We start from the raw sequence: 22192 nt of genomic DNA, 5'->3' as shown, positions 1-22192 counted from the left end.
CACAATTTTTGTTTGATTCCAGTGGATGCACCATGAGTCGTGCTATATCGCATATTGATACCTTTCAGGGCTTAATTCTTGCCCTACAAAACTATTGGGCGGAGCAAGGCTGCGTCGTATTACAACCATATGATATGGAAATGGGCGCAGGTACTTTCCACACTGCAACCTTCTTACGTGCATTGGGGCCAGAAACTTGGAACGCGGCTTATGTTCAACCATCACGTCGTCCGAAAGACGGTCGTTATGGTGAAAACCCGAACCGTTTACAACACTACTATCAGTTCCAAGTGGTACTTAAGCCAAACCCAGACAATATCCAGCAGCTTTATCTCGATTCGTTAAAAGCGATCGGCATTGATACCCTAACTCACGACATTCGTTTCGTAGAAGACAACTGGGAATCTCCAACCCTTGGGGCTTGGGGCTTAGGTTGGGAAGTTTGGTTAAATGGTATGGAAGTGACTCAGTTCACTTACTTCCAGCAAGTCGGTGGTATTGAATGTTACCCAGTGACAGGTGAAATCACTTACGGCTTAGAACGTCTGGCGATGTACCTTCAAGGTGTAGACTCAGTTTACGATCTAGTCTGGACCAAAGGTCAATTCGGTACCGTAACCTATGGTGACGTATTCCATCAAAACGAAGTTGAGCAATCAACCTATAACTTCGAATATGCACCAGTTGACAAGATGTTTGAATTATTTGACTTCTATGAAGCAGAAGCGTCTCGTTTAATCGAAGCTGAATTGCCACTTCCTGCTTACGAGCAAGTGATCAAAGCATCGCATTGCTTTAACTTGTTGGATGCCCGTGGTGCAATTTCTGTGACTGAACGTCAACGTTATATTTTACGTGTCCGTACTTTGGCGCGTTCAATTGCTCAAAGTTATGTGGCGGCCCGCGCGAAACTTGGTTTCCCAATGGCAGAACCACATTTGCGTGATGAAGTATTGGCTCAACTTAAAGCACAAGTTGAAGCAGAAGCAGCCCAAGCTGAAAAAGCGAAGGAGAATAAATAATGACGAAGCATACAGTTTTATTCGAACTTGGCTGTGAAGAACTTCCACCAAAAAGCTTAAAAACTTTGCGTGATGCACTTAAAGCAGAAACGGAAAAAGGCCTAAAAGATGCGGGCTTAAACTTCGCTGCTATCGAAGCCTATGCTGCTCCACGTCGTTTAGCATTGAAAATTGTTGATATCGATGCTGCTCAAGCGGACACGCAAAAACGTTTTGATGGCCCTGCTGTACAAGCGGCTTATGATGCTGAAGGTAAACCGACCAAAGCACTTGAAGGCTTTATGCGTGGTCAAGGCATCACGGTTGACCAACTTTCGACGTTCCAAGCAGGTAAAGTTGAAAAAGTTTGCTTCTTGAAAGATGTAAAAGGTCAAAGTCTTGATGCTTTACTGCCACAAATTTTACAAACTGCATTGGATAACTTACCAATCGCAAAACGTATGCGTTCAGCGGCAAGCCGTACTGAATTCGTACGTCCAGTAAAATGGGTGGTATTGCTGAAAGATGATCAAGTGGTTGAAGCAACCATTCAAGATCATAAAGCAGGTAACGTGACATATGGTCATCGTTTCCATGCACCTGAAGCTGTAACTTTGGTGCATGCAAATGACTACTTGGCGACTTTAGAACAAGCCTATGTGGTTGCGAATTTCGAAAAGCGTCAAGCGACCATTCAAGCACAAGTCAAAACGTTGGCAGATGAAGTCAATGCGACTGCAATTGTGCCCGCAGACTTGCTTGATGAAGTAACAAGTCTGGTTGAATGGCCTGTTGCTTTACGTGCAACTTTTGAAGAGCGTTATTTGGCTGTTCCTCAAGAAGCTTTGATTACCACCATGCAGGATAACCAGAAGTATTTCTGCTTAATCAATGCCGAAGGTAAATTACAGCCTTACTTCATTACTATTTCAAATATTGAGTCGAAAGATCCGATTCAAATTATTGAAGGGAATGAGAAAGTTGTACGTCCTCGTTTGTCTGATGCTGAATTCTTCTTCTTACAAGACCAAAAGCAACCGCTTGCGTCGCGTAAAGAAAAATTGGCTAACATGGTATTCCAAGCGCAATTGGGTACGCTGTGGGATAAATCACAACGTATTGCTCAATTAGCGGTGGCCTTGTCTCCAATGACGGGTGCAAATGTGGCTGATGCTGAGAAAGCTGCGTTACTTGCGAAATGTGACTTAACCTCTGAACTTGTGGGTGAATTCCCAGAACTTCAAGGCATTGCAGGCACTTATTATGCGCGCCTTGAAGGTGAGAATAATGAAGTTGCCGAAGCTTTGGGTGAACAGTATTTACCTAAGTTTGCTGGTGATGTATTACCGCAAACCAAGACAGGTACAACCATTGCGCTTGCGGATCGTTTAGATACGCTAGTCGGTATTTTCGGTATTGGTCAAGCACCAACTGGTTCTAAAGACCCATTTGCATTACGTCGTTCTGCAATCGGTATCTTGCGTTTAATCATCGAAAATGAACTTGATGTGACCATTGAAGAATTGGTTAACTTTGCCTTGGAAGGTTATGGCGACATCATTAAAGATCACGATAAAACCCGTACGGATGCAGTTGCATTCCTTGAAGGTCGTTACCGTGCCAAATATGAAGACCAAGGCGTTGCCGTTGATGTGATTCAAGCGGTTCAAGCACTTGCACCAAAATCTCCTCTTGATTTTGACAAGCGTGTGACTGCGGTCAATCATTTCCGTACATTGCCAGAAGCAGCTGCATTGGCTGCGGCAAATAAACGTGTTGCCAATATTCTTGCTAAAGAAGCGACACCAGAAGGTGCTGTGGTTGAAGCGAATCTGGTTGAAGCTGCTGAAAAAGCACTTTATGCAGAATTGTCTACCCTTACGCCTGTGGTTCAGCCTTTACTTGCTGCACGTAACTACACAGAAGCATTGTCTAAGCTTGCTGCACTTCGTGCACCAATTGATGCCTTCTTTGAAGGTGTAATGGTCATGGCAGATGATGCAGAATTAAAAGCCAACCGTTTACGTTTATTGGCTCAGTTGCGTGATTTATTCACGGCGATTGCGGATGTAAGTGTATTGCAGGGTTAAGCTCTCAGCTCATCTTCAATAAAGGGATCTTTTATAGATCCCTTTATTCTTTCTCACTAGAAATTCATCCTTTATACATAACTGTATCAATTTCATATCATCCCCACTCTTTTCTTCTACCCAACGATAAGATATAAAATCTCGATTGCGACAATATCGCGGAAAGGACAGACAAGATGATGAATAAAGTACAACTATTATGTGTTACGACTGCACTGATTGCATCGTCTTCGCTCTGGGCAGCGGACACAACTAGCACCACAAACAATGCTTCTAATGCTGTGCCTGAAAAAGCCATGCCCTACGGCGACAATCCAAGCCTAGGTCGTATTCTGCTATATAAAACAGGTAAAGGTATGCAGAATCTCGGTGATTCAATCCAAGGCGCATCTGAGAACACATCGCAAAAGATGAGTGAAAAATGGCAAGACACCAAGAAATATACAGAAGAACAATCTGAAGTTGTTCAAGCACAAACTGTAAAAGCCAAGCAATACACAGCCAAGAAATGGCAAGACACCAAAGATGCTGTGGTCGGTACCAATGAGGGTAATGTCCCGATTGAGCGTGCTGAACTGAGCCAGTCCTCAAAAAACTAAATCCCAAAGCCTCTACAATCTAGAGGCTTTTTTATAATGGGTAATTGAATGAAAGAGTGCATTATTTGTATCTGACGCAAACAATTCGCTTATATTGCTTCGGTTATAGTGATTTGAAAAATAGACTTTAAATTTACAGTGTACGCTCAAAACATTCATTGAACTTCACGGGTTTTGCCGACAAACTAAATCGCATAAATTCATCGGACTGGAATTTTGCACATGACGCAACGCACTTTCAAAATAATTCTTCTTTCCTGCATCAGTGCAATCAGTTTTACTGCTTGCTCAGCACTCTCTACACAGAACAATGGTGCACAAACATTACAGCAAGTGAAGAACATTGGTGCCACACCATCCACTGAAGTTAATATTGCAAAATTGGTCAAACAAGACCAACACTGCAACATCGAATTCACAGGATATTTTGATGGCGGTCAGGCGGTTGAACATTGGAGCTTTAACCAAAATGGTTTAATTTCAGCAAGCTCTACCACTCAACACTATAAAGATAAAATGCTTGCTCAACCAACAACCGCGACCGCCTTTGATGTGCAAGATGCCACTGTTCAAGCCAATTTTCAAAAACTACAAAGTAACTTTAGTGCAGATAAGCTAGCACAATGTCATTAAGCTTCTAAAAAAACTCGTTGCATCTATCTCTAGCTGCAACGAGTCATGGCTTTTAAACTATTTTTGGATCGATCTTTAAACTATAAAATCATCTTAATTCGAACTGAGTCCGCTGGTTGCAGACAGTAAATCAATACGTGGGAACACCAAACCAGTTCGCGTATCGGTAATTGGCTTACCTGTTACTTTCAAACGATTTACGGTTTGATCGATGGTCTCTGATGGTGTCACGCCATTGGCACGTAATAATGCGATTGCCCCTGCCACATGAGGCGCTGCCTGTGAAGTCCCACCTTGAGTTTCCCCACCCGCAGTAATCATTGCACCTGGTGCCAGTAAAGTCACCAATGAGCCACCATTACTAAAGCATGTGATTTTATCGGCTGCTGTGGTTGGATCAGAGCATTTCAAAGGATTGCCCCAAGACACACCACCAATATTACTGTCATACACCGCGCCTACGCGTACTGCACCTTTCACACAGGCTGGTGAAGAAATCCCATCGGCGAAGGCATCATTACCCGAAGCGACTACTGGTACAACACCTGCTGCGCGTGCATTCGCAAAAGCCGTACTATAGCTGCTATTGCTACATTCAGAGGTATATTTCACCCCAGGTACACCCAAACTTAAATTAATCGCTTTAATGTTATAGGTTTGCGCATTATTTACCGCCCAGTTAATGCCTGCCAGAATATCACTGTCATAAGCGGTACTTGCCCATTGCCCTTGTGATCGAACTTTTCTAAACACATCTATCCCAATAATTTTGGTTTTAGATGCAACTTTGGCAACAATCCCAGAAACGTTACTGCCATGCCCGTCATCATCCAAGCTATTGTCATCAGGTGCGCTATCAAAGGCATAGACCACACGACATGTTGAAGCTGGGGTATTGACTGCGGTACAGCCAAAGTCAGCATGTTTATAATTCACCCCAGTATCAATCACCACCACACTCGAACCCTCCCCTGTAAAGCCATTTGTGAGCGCTTGAGGTTGGTTAATTAAAGGAAGACTTTCCATTGTGGTCGGGACATTTTTACGGTTTGGATAAACCCCCTTTACCGTCGGATCATTTAACACTTGCGCTAAGGTTTCACGATTTTGAATACGATATAAGCCCAAAGGCAAACCATTAAACTCACGCAAGGTCTGAAAACCTGCTGCGTTGCTAAATTTATTTTTAAACTGACTTTTACCATCCGCAATCAGGCTACGTTTTTCTCGCCCTAAAGTAGTGCTCGTTGCACTGCTATCGTATTCAATCAGTAGATCATTTGAATCATTGTCGACTAAGGCATCAATATTAATTTTGCCATTCGACACTTTATTTAATGCTGCGGTGCTGAGTCGTTGTTTGAGTTGGACAGCATCAAGTGCTGCGGCAGAGGTTGTGGTGGTATAAAAAGCACACAAACTTAAAAGTAGTAAGGTTTTATTGTTCACTATTGATCTCCATCGTTCTTGGATAAAGAACGGTTCTTAATATCTGTTTTTCTTGGATAAAAGAAGCCCAGACGATTTAAAGTTTTTTAATTTCATTGGCTGGATCAGTGTCAGGATCAATCGGTTGTATCGAAGGATCGCTTTTCGTATCGTAAAATTTGGTATCTTTTTGATTTGTCTCCAATTTTTTCAACATATGTGATGTGGTATGTTCGGTTGTGTTCGCCTCCTGTTTGCTTAAAACGGTTGAAATATTCCCTGAATGATCAGGGCTGATCTGATAAATTGCGGTATCATCCGTTGAACTAGTCGGTTCGGCAGGTTCAAAGTAGAAAACCACCACGCCCAGTGCAATCAATACAATTAAAAATGCTGCAATCTGTTTCATTCATATTCTCCAGCGCTTTATTTACTGGCCATTACTTGGTTTTCAATTCTTTTTCTATAAATAATGCGAATACAATTTAAGATTCACTTTATATTTCACATATATCTTTAAATAAAATACGATCTTAATCGTGGGTTTATCAAAAAATATGCGGCATCATGGTGTTTAATCTTGTGCTTCCTAGTGCAAAATTTCTACTCCTAGCAAACAAGATGAAAAAAATGAAATGACTAAAAAAGTGCAATCACTATTTCACATAGTTATACCAAGCAATAAAAATGCCATTATTTTGATCTTTTTTGAATCGGTTTAAAGCTATTTATTTATTCATAATTTTCATATTCATTTTGCTAAAACATAACCAGATTACGATTAATTTTTATCTTAATTTTTTCTAAAACTGATGAGTTACAGAAACCTACATGATTAAAAAAACGATCTATTTCACGTTCTTATACATGTAATCGCTCTCCATAATTTCCTGCTAAAGTGTTTTTAAGCTGTAATCAGGTTGTAACGTTTTGATGAAATCCATAGATTTCTACTTTTTGCTCGCTATGATGCAATTGCGTTGATGAAGTACCCCAATACGGTACATCGCTTAAGGAAATCGCAATGAAAAAAATGATCAAAACAGCTATCGTGACAACAAGTATCCTCGCTTCTGCTTCAGTTTTTGCACAGAACGTTGGGGCGAATGCCAGCGGCTCAGCTCAAGTCAATGTACAACCGAGCGGCCTGATTAAAGGCGTAACGGGTGCAGTGAAAGGCACAGCACATGGTGTGGGTCAAGTGGCTCAAGGTGTTGGTCATACGGCACATAATGTGGGGCATGCTGCAGTAAATACAGGTGTTTCAGCTACACATCAAACAGTTAATGCGGCAACAAATGTTGGCTCTAAAGTCGCGAATAAAACAGGTGAAGTCGTAAAAAACACTAAAGACTATGCTGTAGACAAGGCAGTTGATGGTAAAGAATTCGCTGCAGATACGACTGCAAATGTAAAACAGCGTATTGCGGATAAACAGGCAACTTCAAAATCTAAATCATTGAATTTGGAAGCACAAACCAATGCCAAAGCACAATTGAATGGCAAAACAGCTGGTGTAAATGCTCAAACAGGTTTGAATGCCGATAAAAAGAACCTGCAAACAGGTGCAAATGTGGGTGTTAAAGTGTTAGGCGTAAATGCCAACGTCAATACCAATGCAAAAATTGGTGCGAATTAATATTCAGTCAGATATAAAAAAAGCCCTTTGAACATTCAAAGGACTTTTTTTATTGTCATTGCAAGGTTCAGCAAAGTTGTAGCTTGGTTTGCTCGTCCGCATTATTCTCAATGAACTGAGTAAAGCCAGATGCATCACAACTCAAAGTCAGTTGTTTATAACTCAGACTATAAAAATCTGCATAGTGTTTAAATACCAATGGAGATTGATCAAGTGCAAAGGGCTCCCCCTCTTTGACCAATTTATGAATTCCACGATCATTCATACTCAATAAATAGTATTCATCATTCAATCTGAGCTTCACCAAACTATTGGCAGTCAGGTTTAATGGCAATAGATAAGCTGGATTGGCTGCAATAATCTCAGCGCTATAGCACTCTAATTTCAAGCTTGCCAAATTAAAGACCAAAAACTGATTCTGCACATTCACCACATTGGCAGCTTGTGTCTCGGTATGTTGTGCAAAATTCAGATGTACACCCAGCTTATGTAAATTCTGTTCAGTACCTTGTTTTAGATTAAACAGTTGCTGTACCAGTTTTTGTTTGAGCGCAGCATCAAAATAGCGCTCATCTAAGGCAATGTCGTTCTGTTGCAGTATTTTTAATAAAGCCTGATTATGGCGCGGCAACAAAGCATCCAACACATGACGATAATAGAATTTGCTTTGCTTCTTAACTTCTCGAACCCGCTTATAGAAATAAGTGATTTCAAATGGTTTAACCACAAAATCATTCAACAACTGAGAACTGGCTAAAACAGAAAGCGCTTCATGGCCTGTAAATGGCAAATGAATCACATGCATTTTAGGCAATAAAGGTTGGATCTTTAAGAAGTGTTCTTTGTCTTCTGCATAGTACGGATCATAGACAATGATGTACTCACGCGATGAATCGACTTCATCTGCCTGAATCTGCATGTCTTGATGGATAGACGCATCAAAAAACTCAGCATAACGGCGATCCTGTACCACATCAGGGTCGATTGAATACTGTGGTACAAAAGCCACAATTTTTTGCATATTCAATAAATTTGAATACTTGATTGCAGCATAGCCGCCCATAGAGCCGCCATAACCAACAATGCCTTTGAATTGCTGCAAAATTGGCTGAATCTGCTGCTGCATATCTAGCATGCTGCTTTTAGGAAACCATGATTTCTGCTTCGGCATAATGCCGATCACATTGTATTGATATTTTATTAAGGATTTTTCAGCATTAATTGACATGCCTTTCGCACGACTAATCAAGTCGCCAAACGAAATCACTAAAGTGTCACTTGAACCTTTTAAAAAAATAACGCGAATGTGCTCATCTTCAAATATTATTTGCTTATCCATGCTCACACTGAAAAGTTGATCCTAGGTCTGTAGCAAAAAGTCACCAAATGGTGGCTTTGCCAAACCATAATTGCGGAGTATCTTATTTTATAGAGATAAGACAGATTAAAAAGCGCAAAAAATGACACAATCCTTACATCCTGCTGCTCAAAAAGGCTTTAGTTTAGGGGCTGAACTGTACCAACAGGTTCGCCCCAGTTACCCGCAAGAAATAGCGGTTTGGCTGCAAGATCGGCTCCAAATAGATGAAAGTTCCACTGTTGTTGACCTCGGTGCTGGGACTGGCAAATTCTTACCCTACCTGATTCAAACACAGGCAAAGGTGATCGCGGTTGAGCCTGTCACTGAAATGTTACAGCAGCTTCAACAAGCTTATCCGACAGTCGATTGCCAGCAAGCATTCAGTAGCGAACTGCCATTCGCGGATGCGTCAATTGATGCCATTCTCTGTGCTCAATCGTTCCACTGGTTTGCCAATATCGAAACGCTCAGTGAAATGCATCGGATACTTAAGCCATCAGGTCATCTAGGGCTGATCTGGAATCAGCGGGATACCAATGTTGATTGGGTTAAAGCCTTGGCTGATGAAATTGCACCGTTAGAAGGTGATACCCCTCGTTATCATAGTGAACAATGGAAACAGGTGTTTGAAGGACAATCCTTATTTAAACTGGATGGATTAACCACCTTTCAACAGGCGCATCAGGGCACTGTCGAACAAGTGGTGAGTAAACGCTTGCTGTCCACCAGTTTTATTGCCGCGATGCCATCAGCAGAGCAACAACAGCTAAAAGCAAAGTTTGAACAAATTGTATTTGATTTTACAGGCTTAACTGCGCAAGATCAGATTAGCTTCCCCTATACCACTTTTGCATACCATTTCCAGAAAATATCAAATTAATCTTGAACGAGTTGAGCTATGCCTAATCTTAAAATCACATTTGCCATTACCTGTGTACTCAGTTCAGCACTTATGCTCAGTGCGTGTAATAAAGACAAAGAGCCTTCTGCCAATAAAGAGCAGCAAAGCAGTTCTAGCAATGACGCGATTGGTCAGCTCAATCAAACGCCAATCAAGCAGTTCCCTGCCACAGCTGATGATGGTCATGATATTGCGATTTTAGAAGATTATGACAATCGCTTTACTGACATGAGCGACAGCATGGAAATTGAATTGGCCAAAATGAAAGAAGCCAATACGTTAACGCCTGAATTTGAACAGCAACGCCAAAAGGACAATGTAAAATCTGCGCTTGCCATGCTGAAAGATTTGGAACTCAAAACTGAACAAGGGCGTTATATCCAAGGCTTGCTGTATGACTATTGGGAACAACAAGCCAAAGTTTTAGAACAAGGAAATGCATCGAATCAGTCTCAAACGGACACAAACAAACAAGTCAATCATCTGAATGAATATCTACATGCCCAAAGCCAGTTACATCACTGGAAAAGTGCACAAGCACCTGAAACCAAAATGCAGGCTGAATAATTCATAGCTATAAAAAAGAGGGTTTCTGCCCCTCTTTTTTTATTTAGATATGGTATTTCATTAAATATTCTGTTTTTCAATCCACTGAATCGAACTCACACGAAATAATTCACATGCACCATCGCCTACCCCTCCTGGGGTTAAAGAAGATTTCCACACCAAGTCCTTATCACGGATCTCGACTAGTTCACCTTTTAACTGCACCAGATCACCACGCTTCACCTGTTTAATCTGTTTGGCAATTTCTGGATTGGCTGGAATAATGTGCATATTCGATACCATTTTGATTGCCTGATCGGGTGGAACAGGTAATGTTTTCATTTTCCAGTTTAGGTAACGGTCATACTGTTGAACATCAATCGTCCGCGCAATCTGAGGGTCAGCAAAAAGTCCTAGACTGACCGCATAATCAATCGGAGAAAATTTGGCTTGCTCATCGTCATGATAGACTTTTGAGCCGAGAATACGGAAGTTCCCATCAAAAGGCTTAAGGACTGAAATTGATTGATATTTCACAACTGGTGATAAACCATTGGCGATATTGTATTCATCCCCACCGGTCGATGCATGTGTTTGCCCAATTGCAGCCACCATGCATAAACTCATCCATAGACGTTTCTTCATGGCTCAATCATCCTCAAAAATAATGAAAAACTTAGAAATACTGTTCTCTTCATAGTATGCTTAGATGGTGAAAAAAAGTGCTTTATTTGGTAACAATCAAACTCACTTTAGTCATATTTTTGTGGTGTCTTAACCGTATCGTCCTTCTCTGAATCAACGAATGGAATTCTATGATTTACCAATTCTACCAACGTCATATCTTTCCTCATTTACTTAATCAGGTCATGCAAACCGCTAGCTTGATGGATCGACGTCGTGAATTACTCCTGCCAATTGAGGGTGAAGTGCTCGAAATTGGTTTTGGTACAGGGCTAAATATTCCGTTTTATGGCAATGTTGATTCAGTGTTCGCCTTAGAACCGAATTCGGATATTTATCAGTTGGCGGTTGATCGTGTGCAACATGCTCCCTTTTACGTGAAACATGTACAGTCAAGTGCAGAAAAGCTCCCTTTTGCGGATGGCTCTTTAGATCATATTGTTTCAACATGGACTTTATGCAGCATTGCGCACTTAGAGCAAGCACTGGCTGAAATATATCGGGTGCTGAAGCCAACAGGAACCTTCCATCTAGTCGAGCATGTCAAACATCCAAACTCTGCAAAAATACAATCTTTGCAAACGCTGCTGACCCCAATTCAAAAACGTATTGCCGATGGTTGTCATCTGAATCGAGACATTGAACGCCAGCTCTTGCAAGCCAAATTTAAATTCATCGAAAAAGAATATTTTGATGCAGAAGGTATTCCTGCCGTCGCACAAACAATGCTGTTGGCGCGCGTACAAAAATTAGAAACACCTCATTGACCTTCAAAATCAATGCGCAAGGTTTCAAATCGAATACGTCCTTCTGCAACCGCTTGAGCAATCGCCTGCTGTCCTTTGCTTAAGCGTGCGCCACCACTTTTAATATCCAGTAAAATCACTTCAATATCTTCGGCTGTACCATCGCCATCTCTAAAGTCGGTATAACCATCAAAAACAACGTAGTCGACCGGATCACCCAAAAACTTGGCATCGCTGGGTAAATAACGAAATTCAGGCAAGATTGGAGCAAACTGCTCGGCCATTTTACCTTTTAATACCCCACGACTGGTATTGACACTACGCTTCTGCGCATCAAGCAAAGCCTGCTTATGTTCTAACTCTAGTTCAGCGATATATTTTTCATACTCAGCCTGAATCCGACCATTACGGGTGCTGGATAAAATAATCGTCGTAATCACGACACCAATACAGCCACCAATCAGCATCGCAAGCCAAACCGACATAGCAATTTTCCTTTTCTTGAATGCAGCTATTTAACTGCAACATTAAACTTTTGTCATGTGTAACACACTTGACCGAAAAAGATGCTAAGGTATAAACGAATACGAGAGCCTAGTTAATAAATCTAATTTCATGAAAACCATATTAATCGCAAATCAAAAAGGTGGCTGTGGCAAGACCATGACAGCTATTACACTGGCTGCAGCACTATCTCAAAAAGGATATAAGGTTGCGCTGGCTGACGCTGACAACCAAAAATCGTCTCTGCAATGGCTCAAGCAACGTCCTGAAACCGTCACAGGTATTCAGAGTCTGGATTGGCGACATGAAAAATCAATTGGTGAAGCACCCAAGAATTTAGATTATTTAATTATCGATGCGCCTGGTGCACTTTCAGGTGAACATGCAGAGCAACTGGTCAGCGAAGCGCATGCCATCGTGACACCGTTGCAACCATCGTTCTTTGATATCGACAGTACCCGTCGCTTCTTAAAACATTTACAAGATATTAAGCGTATTCGTAAAGGCAAAGTGCAAATCCTATTGATTGCCAATCGTGTCAAACCGAACAGTGCCAGTTCCAAAGATATTCAGGATTTCTTTAGCAAGATTGAGCAAGATCCTGTGGCATGGATTTCCGAGCGCAGCGCTTACGGTACATTGGCAATGCAAGGACTCAGTGTGTTTGATAAAACCCAGAAAAACTTTGTCAGCATCCAAAGCCAATGGCAGCCTGTTTTAAATCAATTGGTCGATGATCCGAGCGAGTGGTTTTAAGGCTTTGCAAAGAAACGTAATCTTTTGATATCAAATCCTAAAATAGGGAAATGAAAATTTCCCTTGCCTACTTTTTCAGTTAAGATGGTTTTATTCAATTTATAGCACTTGAGAAATACTATCGTGCAACAATACGCTCCCATATTACAACGCGTTTTGCTGTTTGGACTGTTTTTTGTCCTGCTCTTTTTGGGATTCAGTATTCTCAAATACTTTATTGTCCCTGTCCTTTGGGCCGCAATTATTGCCTATATGACTTGGCCCTTATATCTATGGGTACAGCGTCGTTTCTTTGGTGAAAACCGACCTACATTGAATGCCACCCTGATGATTAGCTTGGTCATTATTGTGATTGGTGTGCCATTTATCTGTGCAATCTTTATGTTGCAACTTGAAGGTCGTAATTTATATTTTAATTTACAGCGACAACTGTTTTCAGGTCATATTCAAGTCCCTGAATTTATCAAAAATCTACCGATTATTGGCAAAGACATCAGTCGTACTGTCAATGAACTGAGTAGTGATCCAAACAGTATTACCAAGAATATTGCCGAATGGATTCAAAGCCATCTGAGTTATGGCCGTTTTGTGTTGAGCGAGATTAGCCGTAACTTGGTCAAACTCACATTTGCACTGATGACTTTGTTCTTTTTCTACCGTGATGGACAAATGATTTTGGCACAAGTGAGTCGTGCCTTGGAAATGGTGATTGGTCCACGCGTACACCATTATTTAGACACCATTTCAGAGACAACTCGTGCTGTCGTATACGGCGTTGGTTTAACTGCAGTTGCACAAGCCTTATTAGCGGGCCTCAGCTATTTTGTTGCAGGTGTGCCAAATCCAATGCTGTTGACCATGGTCACCTTTATCTTGGCACTGATTCCTTTTGGAACACCAGTTTCATATCTTGGGGTTGGTCTGTGGTTATTTGCACAAGGACAAACCATGGAAGCCATTGGCGTTGTGGTTTGGGGTGTACTCATCGTGAGCAGCTCGGATAACGTCATTCGACCATTAGTGATTTCAGGCGCGACCCAAATTCCATTCATTTTGATTATGTTCGGGGTATTAGGGGGTATTGCGAGCTTTGGTCTGGTCGGCCTATTCATTGGCCCAGTGATTTTAGCCATCTTGTTGGCAATTTGGCGTGAATGGTTGCATGAAAATGTCGATGAACCTGTTGCGGCTTTGGAAGCTCCTCCCGAAACCAAGTAGGTTTGTTTTGTTTAATTTTTTGTCATGAATTGATTAATGTTGCTTGCGAGATATCGCTTACTTTGTTTGAATCGTCAAATAAAGATAATTTATAAGGATATCTTCGCAATGACTTCAATGCTTCAAAAAATTTCTCTGCTCGGCTGTCTGAGTTTCAGTCTCGCAGCCTGCTCTTCGGTTTCTCTCGATAACAATGCAGCTAAAATCCAAACCAAGACCAGCCCAACGGATCAAAAGCAATTGATCCAAGTCTATCAAGTCGATGCCAATGGTATTGGTGCTTCAATCGGAACGGTTGCTTTTCAACAAACGCCTAAAGGTTTATTAATTACCCCTGCGCTTTGGAAACTTTCCCCTGGCGAACATGGTTTCCACATCCATGAGAACCCATCCTGTGAAGCTGCATTAAAAGATGGAAAAATGGGGGCAGCCTTGGCAGCAGGCAGTCATTTAAATCCTGAAAAAGTCGCGCATCATGGTACGCCTGAAACGGGCCACTTAGGCGATTTACCCGTATTGGTGGTGAATGACAAAGGTTTTGCAACCACTCCAGTGATTGCGCCACGTTTAAAACTGGCTGATATTCAAAATCGTGCGATCATGATCCATGTTGGTGGAGACAATTATTCGGATACACCAAAACCATTAGGTGGTGGTGGTGACCGTATTGCCTGTGGTGTGATTAAGTAATCTAAATACTGTGGGTATCTCTCAAGTTATCCACAGTTGCTTTGCTTTTAGTCATTTTTTATATGTTCTTTAATAATCTCATCATAACAAAATACAACTGAGCACGAATTTTGCATCTTATCTATTATTTGAAAAATCATGCAAATATTGATGCTAAAAAATAGTGCTACTTGTTGGTTAACAATGCTTTCCTTTGGGAAATTTATTTGTATGATGAATCCAGAACATATTAAAGAATAAGAATCGTGAAAAATATATCCCGCCTGTTCAATCGCTTTCGTTCCAACTCAATTGTTCTTTATTGCCTACAAATCTTGATTGTACTTTGCGGTACAACATTAGGCTTATATCAGCTTGGATTCGGGCAACTGATTGTTCCTGTTACCTTAGGCGCAATTGCGACCGCACTGACCGACTTTGATGATCGTCTCAGTATCCGTTTACGCAATCTGATCTATGTCTGTGTGCTGTTCTTTACGGTCAGTACTATTTTAGAGTTTCTCGCCCCCTATAAATTTTGGTTCATCGTCTATCTCAGCTTCTCCAGTGCAGCGCTGGTCATGATGGGTGCACTTGGGCAACGCTATGCCACCATTTCCTTTGGTACGATTTTACTTTCAATCTATACCATGTTTGGTTTAGGAGAATATCCAGATTGGTATCAGCAACCGAGTTATTTTGTATTGGGTGCCTTGTGGTATGGGCTGACTTCGATCTTATTTTTTGTTATTCGCCCAACCTTACCTTTACAAGAAAAGATTTCCACTATTTTTCAGGATATTGCTGAATTACTACAAGCCAAATCACGTTTATTCGACCCAGATAATATTGATAATGTTGAAACACTGCTATTCGAACTTTCTCATAAAAATAGCCAAGTGGTCAGTAGCCTGAATCAAGCCAAGAACTCCTTACTGACGCGCTTAAAAGCATCTCGCGTTAACAACACCAGTATTTATTGGCTGAACTTATATTATTTCGCCCAAGACATGCATGAACAGGTCACATCCAGTTATCTGCATTATGAAAAGATCCATCAAAATTTTAGCCGCAGTGATTTAATTTTTCGTATTCAAAAAAATATGCAGCTTCAAGCCTTGGCATGCAATGATTTAAGCCGAGCGATCTTACATCATCAAAGCTATCAGCCCCGTGAATCTGCCAGTAAAGCACTAGAAAATCTAGAATTGTCGATGCGTGATTGGGTGCAACAACATCCCCATAATCTTGAAGTTAAAAATCTGGAATTGATCCTCAATAATTTAAAAAGTGTGCACGAGCAGTTTGCTCAACTGCAACTCAATCAAAATATTGAACAGCTTTCACCGCAGCAACATCAAGATCATTTGAACTTACTCGATGATGATATTCAGGGCGTTCAAGATCTGATGTTAAAAATCAAACAACAACTCAGCCCGCGATCGGCGCTGTTCCGCCATGCCGTCCGTTTGGCTGTGATCTTTGCAGTAGGTTATGCCATTTCCTTATTGCCTTTTGCCCAAAATGGCTACTGGATTTTACTCACCAGTTTATTTGTTTGCCAAATCACCTACTTTGCCACCAAAAGCCGTCTCAAGCTCAGAACCATTGGCACTTTACTCGGGGTGTTATTCGGTATCCCCATTCTTTATTTTGTACCCAGTATTGAAGGCCAATTGCTATTAACCGTCATCTGTGGGGTCTCATTTTTCTATTTAAGACAAAAGAAATATGCACTTGCTACGGTCATGGCCACTTTGATGGTGTTATTGATTTTTAATTTAAAAGGTGCGGGTTTTAGTATTATTCTGCCACGCATTATTGACACTTTTATTGGCTGTGCGATTGCTTGGCTGGCGGTCAATTTCATTTGGCCTGATTGGAATTTTCGTAATATCTCTAGCAACATTAAGAAAAATAATCAAACCACCTTCGATTATTTTCATGTGGTGGTACAGCAGTATCATCAAGGACGTGAACTCGATCTGGAATACCGAACCACTCGACGTGCCGCACATAATGCCCAGATCGAGCTGTCGAATATGATCTCAAGTCTGAGTACCGAACCCCAGCCTAACCAAGAACTCATTCAACATGCCTTTCGCTATTTGGTCTATAGCCATAGCCAACTCAGCTATGTCTCGGCCTTAGGACATCAACGGGAAAAAATTGAAGATCAGGCGTTGTTAGAACTACTGGATAAAATTGAGAATGTGCTCAAGCAAAGTCTGATCGAACAAGCCGCTATTCCGCAACAGCAAGTAGAACGGTTGCTCGAAGAGATTGAGATCCTCAATCAACAGCATCAGGTCTCTGCAAAGCACCCGTTGCTGTTAAAACAAATGAGTCTGTTACTCGAGACCTTACCTGAGTTAGTCCTATTAAAAAATAAACTGCTCGCCTTAGAAATCAAGTGAGCAGTCGATGGGGATAATTAATTCAACCCGTCTTGCTGACGTGCCAGCATATGCTGTTTCAAGGCATGGCGTGGTGAACTAAACCAGAATAAAATCAAGACCAAACTGGCTAAAGCAAAGGCCCAAATATGGAAATGCGTATACAGCACACGAACCAATTCAATCACGACAAAATAACTGATCATCATCAACATCGAGACCGCGGCTGCGACTGTTCCTTTTGAGACTTCCGAAGACATCAGTGCAAAACGGTACATCACCGAGAAGCTAATCCCCTCGCCCAAACTGATTAAAGTCATACCAATCAATAAACAAGGCACCAAATAGCTTTGCCAAATGACACCGAGCAGCAAGAATGCAGTACCCAATAACATGATCGGCAAACCAAATAGAATGGTTTTACCTAGCGGGAAACGATCAATAATCTTGATCAGGATGATATTGCCTGCAATTAAGCCAAAGAACACAGGAAACTGCGCCAAGCCATATTGCACACTGCTCAATTTCAGCTCATCAACTAAAATGATTGGTGATAAAGCAATCCATAACATCAACGGCATACCCACCATCGGTAAGGCAATGCTTAAACCCAAGAAATGACGGTTGCTCAATACCTTTTTAAAGTCATCAAAAATATAACTAAAAGGCTGCTTCGGTTGTTTACGGCTTTCTTGTGTCGCAGGCATAAATTTCTTTAAGCCAAACCAACTGATAAAAGACACCGCAGCAATGGCGACGAAACCCCAATGCCATGACACATAATCAATCAGGAATGCCCCCAATACAGGGCCTAGTAAAGGCGCCAATAAAGAAATATTTGCCATCAGTGCCATAACTTTGATCGCATCACGCTCTTCAAAGGTTTCTTGAATGGCTGCATAACCGACCGCAGAAATGACGCTTAGCCCCATACCCTGCAAGAAACGCAAGGTCAGGAATTGTTCAATATTGTGCGTCAATAAAATCAGCAAACAACAAACCGTAAAAAATGCCACACCTGCCAACAGTACTTTTTTACGCCCGAGACGATCCGAAAGCGGTCCCAACAGCCATGCGACACTGGCACCACCCAACAAATAAAATGACATTGACGACGGTGCCCACGTTGCACTGACTGCAAATTGTTCTGTAATCGACAACATCGCAGGTTGAATCAAGTCATTACCGATATAAACTGAAAATTCGAATAGCACTAAAGCTAAAGGAAACATGAGCGTTATACGGTTTAACGTCATGTTCTGATTATTCGTCATCATGTTTTATTCACAAAAATAACCAACTCGTGTTCGTCCCATTTTTCAAAACGAAAAAGGGATCATCACCACAAGATTTTATGGCTTAGATTTAAATTAAATTTTGATTTCATGCTGTGAGAAAGCATGTGATAAATGTGAAAACACCGTATTCACTAGGTGTATATAAGAAAAACAATTTATTTACGTGAGATTGGTAAATGTTTTACCGTTTGGCCAAATTGCCACGCGTAACTGTAGCACTTTTTCAAAATGACCGCAATTTAAACAGCCGATAACGCTCATATTGAGATGTGTATAACCAAAAAGTTATCCACATCTTTGCTGATATTTTATACGCAGCTCTAAATAGAACCCATACTTATGGGCAGAGATCAAACTGGAAAGTCTCGGTATTTTCTCCTCGGGCACATTGATAGCTTTGCTTTTTATTGACCACTTTCCAAACATCTTGATTTCGTTTCAATTGATATTCTGTCCGCACCGCAATCACCGAATCATCTAATTGAGCTTGTTCAACTGTGACCTGTGCATCGGTTGGATTCTCGGCACTATTGAATTGCTGATCGATTTTTAAATTGCTGTCTGCATGAAATAGATCGGGCTGATCCGATAAGATCGCATGCATCACCGTACTCTTTTGCACGGCTGCTTGTTGCTGCGATGGTGCTGTTGGTTGATTACATGCTGTGAGGAATAAAGCAGATCCCAAGATCATCGCAATTTTATGCATTTTGTACCCATCCAATCCTTTTAGCTCATTTATGCTACTATGCAAAACTAAATTACCACGCAACAAAATGTATGTGGCGTGCATTAAATTTGTTGTCATCATTCAAGATGATGATCATAACAAATGATTAAAAAAACACAGTTTATAACATCAAAATCACCTTAGTTTGGACATGCCGATATGTCAGATTTAGCAAAGAAATTAACGATTATTTTAATTCTTGGGAGCACCGCTTTAGGCTGCTCGAAAAAAGAAGAAGGCCATGCTGGTGAAGCCGCTATGGCAACTGAAACTGCTGCGGCAGACAGTCAAGCTGTTCAAGAAAATGCCGCTCAAAATCCAGAACAACTGGTTAGCAACCAACAGAGTGCTTTAGAGCAAAATCGTCAATTGGTCAAAAGTGCACAATTGCAATTTGAAGTGAAAGACGTGTTAAAAACCACATCAGCACTAGAACAGCAGTTATTGCAATACAATGGTTATATCGAAGAAAAACAGATTAATTATCAAGTCAGTGACCGATCTGAGCGTGATCGTATTGATGGCAGTGTCGATATTTATGAAAAGATCACACCCACTGTCCAGCTCACAGTACGTATTCCAAATGCGCAGGTGACCAGCTTCTTAAATAATTTATTGCCACTCATGCTGAACTTTAATAGCCAGAGTTATGAAGCTAAGCGTTATGAATTAAAATTGCTCGAAGAAAAACTGAATACCGCCAATCAAAGTAACAGCGGATCAAATGCGGTGAACAATCAGCTACAGCAACTGACCAATTTAGAAGTTAAAGACCGCTTGGCTTATAGCACCATTCGACTGGAATTCTTCCAGCAGTCACAAGTGCGTAAAACGCATGATCTCAATATCAATCGTATTGCCACCTTAGACAGTGATCCGTTATTCAGTCGGATTTGGGAAGCGATTAAAGTAGGCTTGTACGGCTTTAGAGAAACCATCATTTGGCTGGTGATGCTGTGGCCGCTGTATGTAGCGATTGCGATTTTATGGGGAGCTCGTCGCTGGTATAAAGCGAAAAAATCCAAAGCTGAATAGTTTAATTATTGATTTTTGATCAATAGTATTTTGCTCATTTATGCATTTTTACTCATGAATAGATTTTCTAAAATACTTTCCAGTTTTTAGAGATTTATTTTTGAGTAATCGCATGAGCAATATTTTAATTATTAATGGTGCCAAACAATTTGAACATTCGAATGGTGAGTTGAATGACACACTGACGGAGTTTTCTCAAGCACATCTAAGCACCTTAGGCCATCAGGTACAAGTCACCCGAACGGACAGTGACTATGACATTCAGGCCGAGATTGCCAAATATCTATGGGCAGATGTGGTGATTTACCAAATGCCAGGCTGGTGGATGGGTGCACCATGGACCATGAAAAAATACATCGATGATATCTTCACCATCGGACATGGCTCACTTTATGCCAGTGATGGCCGTAGTCGTTCAGATGCATCTAAAAAATATGGTTCAGGTGGTTTAATCCAAGGTAAAAAATACATGTTGTCTTTGACATGGAATGCACCCATGGAAGCCTTTACCGATCCGGACCAGTTCTTCCACGGTGTTGGTGTAGATGGTGTTTATTTACCTTTCCATAAAGCCAATCAATTCTTGGGTATGGACGCACTTCCGACTTTTATCGTGAATGATGTCATCAAGGCGCCAAATGTGCCAAGTTATATCGAAGCGTACAAAGCACATTTAGACCAACTTTTTGCAGCAAGCCATTAAGTGAGAAAATAATATGCTAACCATTATTGCTGAAATTTATACACATGCAGGTGCTGAACATCGCCAAGCCGTTTTAGATGCATTTGAAAAAATCATTCCAACAGTACTGGCAGAAGATGGTTGTCATGGCTATGAGCCTTTGATTGATCATCTTCCTGCTATTGAGATGCAGGCAACGAATGAGAATACGATTGTCATGTTAGAGAAATGGCAAAGTACTGCTCATTTAGAAGCCCATATGCAAACTGCCCATATGCAGCAGCATTTTGAAGCGACCAAAGACCATGTTGCCGATGTAAAAATCCGTATTCTAAACAGTGGGATTTAACAAATAGAACCATTAACCTAAGTTCGACATATTGAATATTTAAGTCGAACTTAGCTGATGAATAAACGCCTTGTTCTACTGATAGTAATGCTGTTTTAAATGACGGCTATAATCTGTTAAATAGGCTTCCAAACTGGCACGACGATCCGCCTTCGGCATCGACTTTGCTGCCAGTTGCTCTATCTTGCTTTGCAACAGTTGAAGAATCGCAGCTTGTTCCGCTTGGGGTAGCTGTGCTTTTTCTTGTTGCTGCTTTTTAATCTCCAGATAATCTTCCGCCCAATGCCGTAATGGATCGTTTGCATCCACTTGCGCAAACAGATCGGTAATCAATAATTCAGGCATCTGTTCTTGGGTCGCCAATTCAGCCGACATCAAGCCACGAATCGAATAAAACACTTTTTTATAAGTAAAGTTATCTGCGGTTTGCATCACTTTCATGCCACCATTCGCCAATGATAAATAGTGGTGATACAACGCACTATAGTCGATTCGCTCAAGCAAGCCATCACGGAAGAGCTGCCATTCTGGAAAGGCATTAAAATACACAATATGTGCTCTGACCCACTCCAAAACAGTAGGGTTACTTTTTGCCAATAGCCCAAACATTTTATTCAGGTCATAAGAGACAAAATCAAAATCGCCATCCATGATCTCGATCAAGTCACGATGCTTTTTATAATCAAAATATTGGTCTTTACTCGGTAGATGAAAACCGCGTACATCGTAGTCACTATCAGGACTGGCCATACCCCATAAACGGCTGCCACTCTCGATATAAAATAATGGGATATATTGGCGTTGTTGAAATAGTTTTTCGATTTCGTGATGGATATTCATTGCGATGACTTCATTATTTAAAAATTTATACTTGTGAGAGACAATACTATTTTTTACCGTACTCATTAATTTGATTTTAAAAAAATTA

Annotated in this window: 23 protein-coding genes; 15 read left to right on the top strand and 8 right to left on the bottom strand. The window is 41.0% G+C overall.

Going from position 1 to position 22192, the window contains the following annotated elements:
- The first annotated feature begins 32 nt into the window (after positions 1–32).
- The 4 genes from glyQ to FPL17_RS16035 all read left to right on the top strand — a co-directional run bounded on the left by glyQ (position 33) and on the right by FPL17_RS16035 (position 4323).
- Complete coding sequence (glyQ, locus tag FPL17_RS16050) at positions 33–1022, top strand: glycine--tRNA ligase subunit alpha (protein ID WP_004775941.1); 990 nt, start codon at positions 33–35, stop codon at positions 1020–1022.
- Complete coding sequence (gene glyS, locus FPL17_RS16045; RefSeq protein WP_159886152.1) at positions 1022–3091, top strand: glycine--tRNA ligase subunit beta; 2070 nt, start codon at positions 1022–1024, stop codon at positions 3089–3091. The genes glyQ and glyS overlap by 1 nt, the downstream gene beginning before the upstream one ends.
- Before the next feature lie 176 nt (positions 3092–3267).
- Positions 3268–3690: a hypothetical protein gene (locus FPL17_RS16040; protein ID WP_159886150.1), complete on the top strand. Its 423-nt coding sequence runs from the start codon at positions 3268–3270 to the stop codon at positions 3688–3690.
- 222 nt (positions 3691–3912) lie between these two features.
- Positions 3913–4323 carry a hypothetical protein gene (locus tag FPL17_RS16035; RefSeq protein WP_159886148.1) on the top strand — a complete coding sequence of 137 codons (411 nt, stop codon included), beginning with the start codon at positions 3913–3915 and terminating at the stop codon, positions 4321–4323.
- A 93-nt stretch (positions 4324–4416) separates the two neighbouring features.
- On the opposite strand, the gene FPL17_RS16030 is transcribed toward FPL17_RS16035, so the two are convergent.
- Both FPL17_RS16030 and FPL17_RS16025 read right to left on the bottom strand, forming a co-directional pair.
- Positions 4417–5772, bottom strand: coding sequence for a S8 family serine peptidase (locus FPL17_RS16030; protein ID WP_159886146.1), 1356 nt, complete (start codon positions 5770–5772; stop codon positions 4417–4419).
- 76 nt (positions 5773–5848) lie between these two features.
- Positions 5849–6160 carry a hypothetical protein gene (locus FPL17_RS16025; RefSeq protein ID WP_159886144.1) on the bottom strand — a complete coding sequence of 104 codons (312 nt, stop codon included), beginning with the start codon at positions 6158–6160 and terminating at the stop codon, positions 5849–5851.
- A gap of 615 nt (positions 6161–6775) precedes the next feature.
- On the opposite strand from FPL17_RS16025, the gene FPL17_RS16020 reads away from it, so the two are divergent.
- Positions 6776–7390, top strand: a complete 615-nt coding sequence (locus tag FPL17_RS16020) for a hypothetical protein (RefSeq protein WP_159886142.1) — start codon at positions 6776–6778, stop codon at positions 7388–7390.
- Between the two features lie 67 nt (positions 7391–7457).
- Here FPL17_RS16020 and FPL17_RS16015 read toward each other — a convergent pair whose 3' ends face one another.
- Positions 7458–8729, bottom strand: a complete 1272-nt coding sequence (locus FPL17_RS16015) for a hypothetical protein (RefSeq protein WP_005185398.1) — start codon at positions 8727–8729, stop codon at positions 7458–7460.
- 121 nt (positions 8730–8850) lie between these two features.
- Here FPL17_RS16015 and FPL17_RS16010 point away from each other — a divergent pair, with 121 nt between their 5' ends.
- Together FPL17_RS16010 and FPL17_RS16005 are read left to right on the top strand one after the other, a co-directional pair.
- Entirely contained in the window at positions 8851–9630 is a 780-nt protein-coding gene (locus FPL17_RS16010) for a class I SAM-dependent methyltransferase (RefSeq protein ID WP_005185400.1), read from the top strand.
- 18 nt (positions 9631–9648) lie between these two features.
- On the top strand, positions 9649–10218 hold the full coding sequence (locus tag FPL17_RS16005) for a hypothetical protein (RefSeq protein ID WP_005185403.1): 570 nt from the start codon (positions 9649–9651) through the stop codon (positions 10216–10218).
- Between the two features lie 60 nt (positions 10219–10278).
- On the opposite strand, the gene FPL17_RS16000 is transcribed toward FPL17_RS16005, so the two are convergent.
- Positions 10279–10842, bottom strand: a complete 564-nt coding sequence (locus FPL17_RS16000; protein ID WP_159886140.1) for a hypothetical protein — start codon at positions 10840–10842, stop codon at positions 10279–10281.
- Positions 10843–11012: 170 nt separating this feature from the next.
- On the opposite strand from FPL17_RS16000, the gene FPL17_RS15995 reads away from it, so the two are divergent.
- Complete coding sequence (locus FPL17_RS15995) at positions 11013–11648, top strand: class I SAM-dependent methyltransferase (RefSeq protein ID WP_159886138.1); 636 nt, start codon at positions 11013–11015, stop codon at positions 11646–11648.
- On the opposite strand, the gene FPL17_RS15990 is transcribed toward FPL17_RS15995, so the two are convergent.
- Positions 11642–12112 carry a Holliday junction resolvase-like protein gene (locus FPL17_RS15990; RefSeq protein WP_159886136.1) on the bottom strand — a complete coding sequence of 157 codons (471 nt, stop codon included), beginning with the start codon at positions 12110–12112 and terminating at the stop codon, positions 11642–11644. The genes FPL17_RS15995 and FPL17_RS15990 overlap by 7 nt on opposite strands.
- A gap of 130 nt (positions 12113–12242) precedes the next feature.
- On the opposite strand from FPL17_RS15990, the gene FPL17_RS15985 reads away from it, so the two are divergent.
- The 4 genes from FPL17_RS15985 to yccS all read left to right on the top strand — a co-directional run bounded on the left by FPL17_RS15985 (position 12243) and on the right by yccS (position 17191).
- Positions 12243–12887, top strand: coding sequence for a ParA family protein (locus tag FPL17_RS15985; protein WP_004657565.1), 645 nt, complete (start codon positions 12243–12245; stop codon positions 12885–12887).
- 123 nt (positions 12888–13010) lie between these two features.
- Positions 13011–14105: an AI-2E family transporter gene (locus FPL17_RS15980; RefSeq protein ID WP_159886134.1), complete on the top strand. Its 1095-nt coding sequence runs from the start codon at positions 13011–13013 to the stop codon at positions 14103–14105.
- A 108-nt stretch (positions 14106–14213) separates the two neighbouring features.
- The gene (gene sodC / locus FPL17_RS15975; protein ID WP_159886132.1) at positions 14214–14795 is read left to right on the top strand and encodes a superoxide dismutase family protein; all 582 of its coding nucleotides are present in this window, start codon (positions 14214–14216) and stop codon (positions 14793–14795) included.
- Between the two features lie 245 nt (positions 14796–15040).
- Positions 15041–17191: a YccS family putative transporter gene (gene yccS, locus FPL17_RS15970; RefSeq protein WP_159886130.1), complete on the top strand. Its 2151-nt coding sequence runs from the start codon at positions 15041–15043 to the stop codon at positions 17189–17191.
- A 17-nt stretch (positions 17192–17208) separates the two neighbouring features.
- Here the strand turns inward: yccS and craA are convergent, their stop codons facing one another.
- Positions 17209–18444 carry a chloramphenicol efflux MFS transporter CraA gene (gene craA, locus FPL17_RS15965; RefSeq protein WP_420867269.1) on the bottom strand — a complete coding sequence of 412 codons (1236 nt, stop codon included), beginning with the start codon at positions 18442–18444 and terminating at the stop codon, positions 17209–17211.
- A 361-nt stretch (positions 18445–18805) separates the two neighbouring features.
- Complete coding sequence (locus FPL17_RS15960) at positions 18806–19177, bottom strand: hypothetical protein (protein ID WP_005185432.1); 372 nt, start codon at positions 19175–19177, stop codon at positions 18806–18808.
- Between the two features lie 180 nt (positions 19178–19357).
- On the opposite strand from FPL17_RS15960, the gene FPL17_RS15955 reads away from it, so the two are divergent.
- The 3 genes from FPL17_RS15955 (at position 19358) to FPL17_RS15945 (ending at position 21264) form a co-directional block, all read left to right on the top strand.
- Positions 19358–20233, top strand: a complete 876-nt coding sequence (locus FPL17_RS15955) for a DUF4349 domain-containing protein (RefSeq protein WP_159886128.1) — start codon at positions 19358–19360, stop codon at positions 20231–20233.
- 112 nt (positions 20234–20345) lie between these two features.
- Positions 20346–20936 (top strand): NAD(P)H-dependent oxidoreductase, encoded by a 591-nt coding sequence (locus tag FPL17_RS15950; RefSeq protein ID WP_159886126.1) that lies wholly within the window; start codon positions 20346–20348, stop codon positions 20934–20936.
- A gap of 13 nt (positions 20937–20949) precedes the next feature.
- Positions 20950–21264, top strand: coding sequence for a putative quinol monooxygenase (locus tag FPL17_RS15945; RefSeq protein ID WP_004804005.1), 315 nt, complete (start codon positions 20950–20952; stop codon positions 21262–21264).
- A gap of 75 nt (positions 21265–21339) precedes the next feature.
- Here the strand turns inward: FPL17_RS15945 and FPL17_RS15940 are convergent, their stop codons facing one another.
- A complete protein-coding gene (locus FPL17_RS15940; RefSeq protein ID WP_159886124.1) occupies positions 21340–22104 on the bottom strand; it encodes a nucleotidyltransferase domain-containing protein in 765 nt (254 codons plus the stop codon).
- Positions 22105–22192: the final 88 nt, after the last annotated feature.

Origin of the sequence: Acinetobacter dispersus, assembly GCF_009884975.1 — a bacterium.
In the GTDB taxonomy this organism is placed as follows: Bacteria; Pseudomonadota; Gammaproteobacteria; order Pseudomonadales; family Moraxellaceae; genus Acinetobacter; species Acinetobacter dispersus.
Note: the sequence above shows the minus strand (reverse complement) of the source record. Positions and strands in the feature narration are given on the sequence as shown.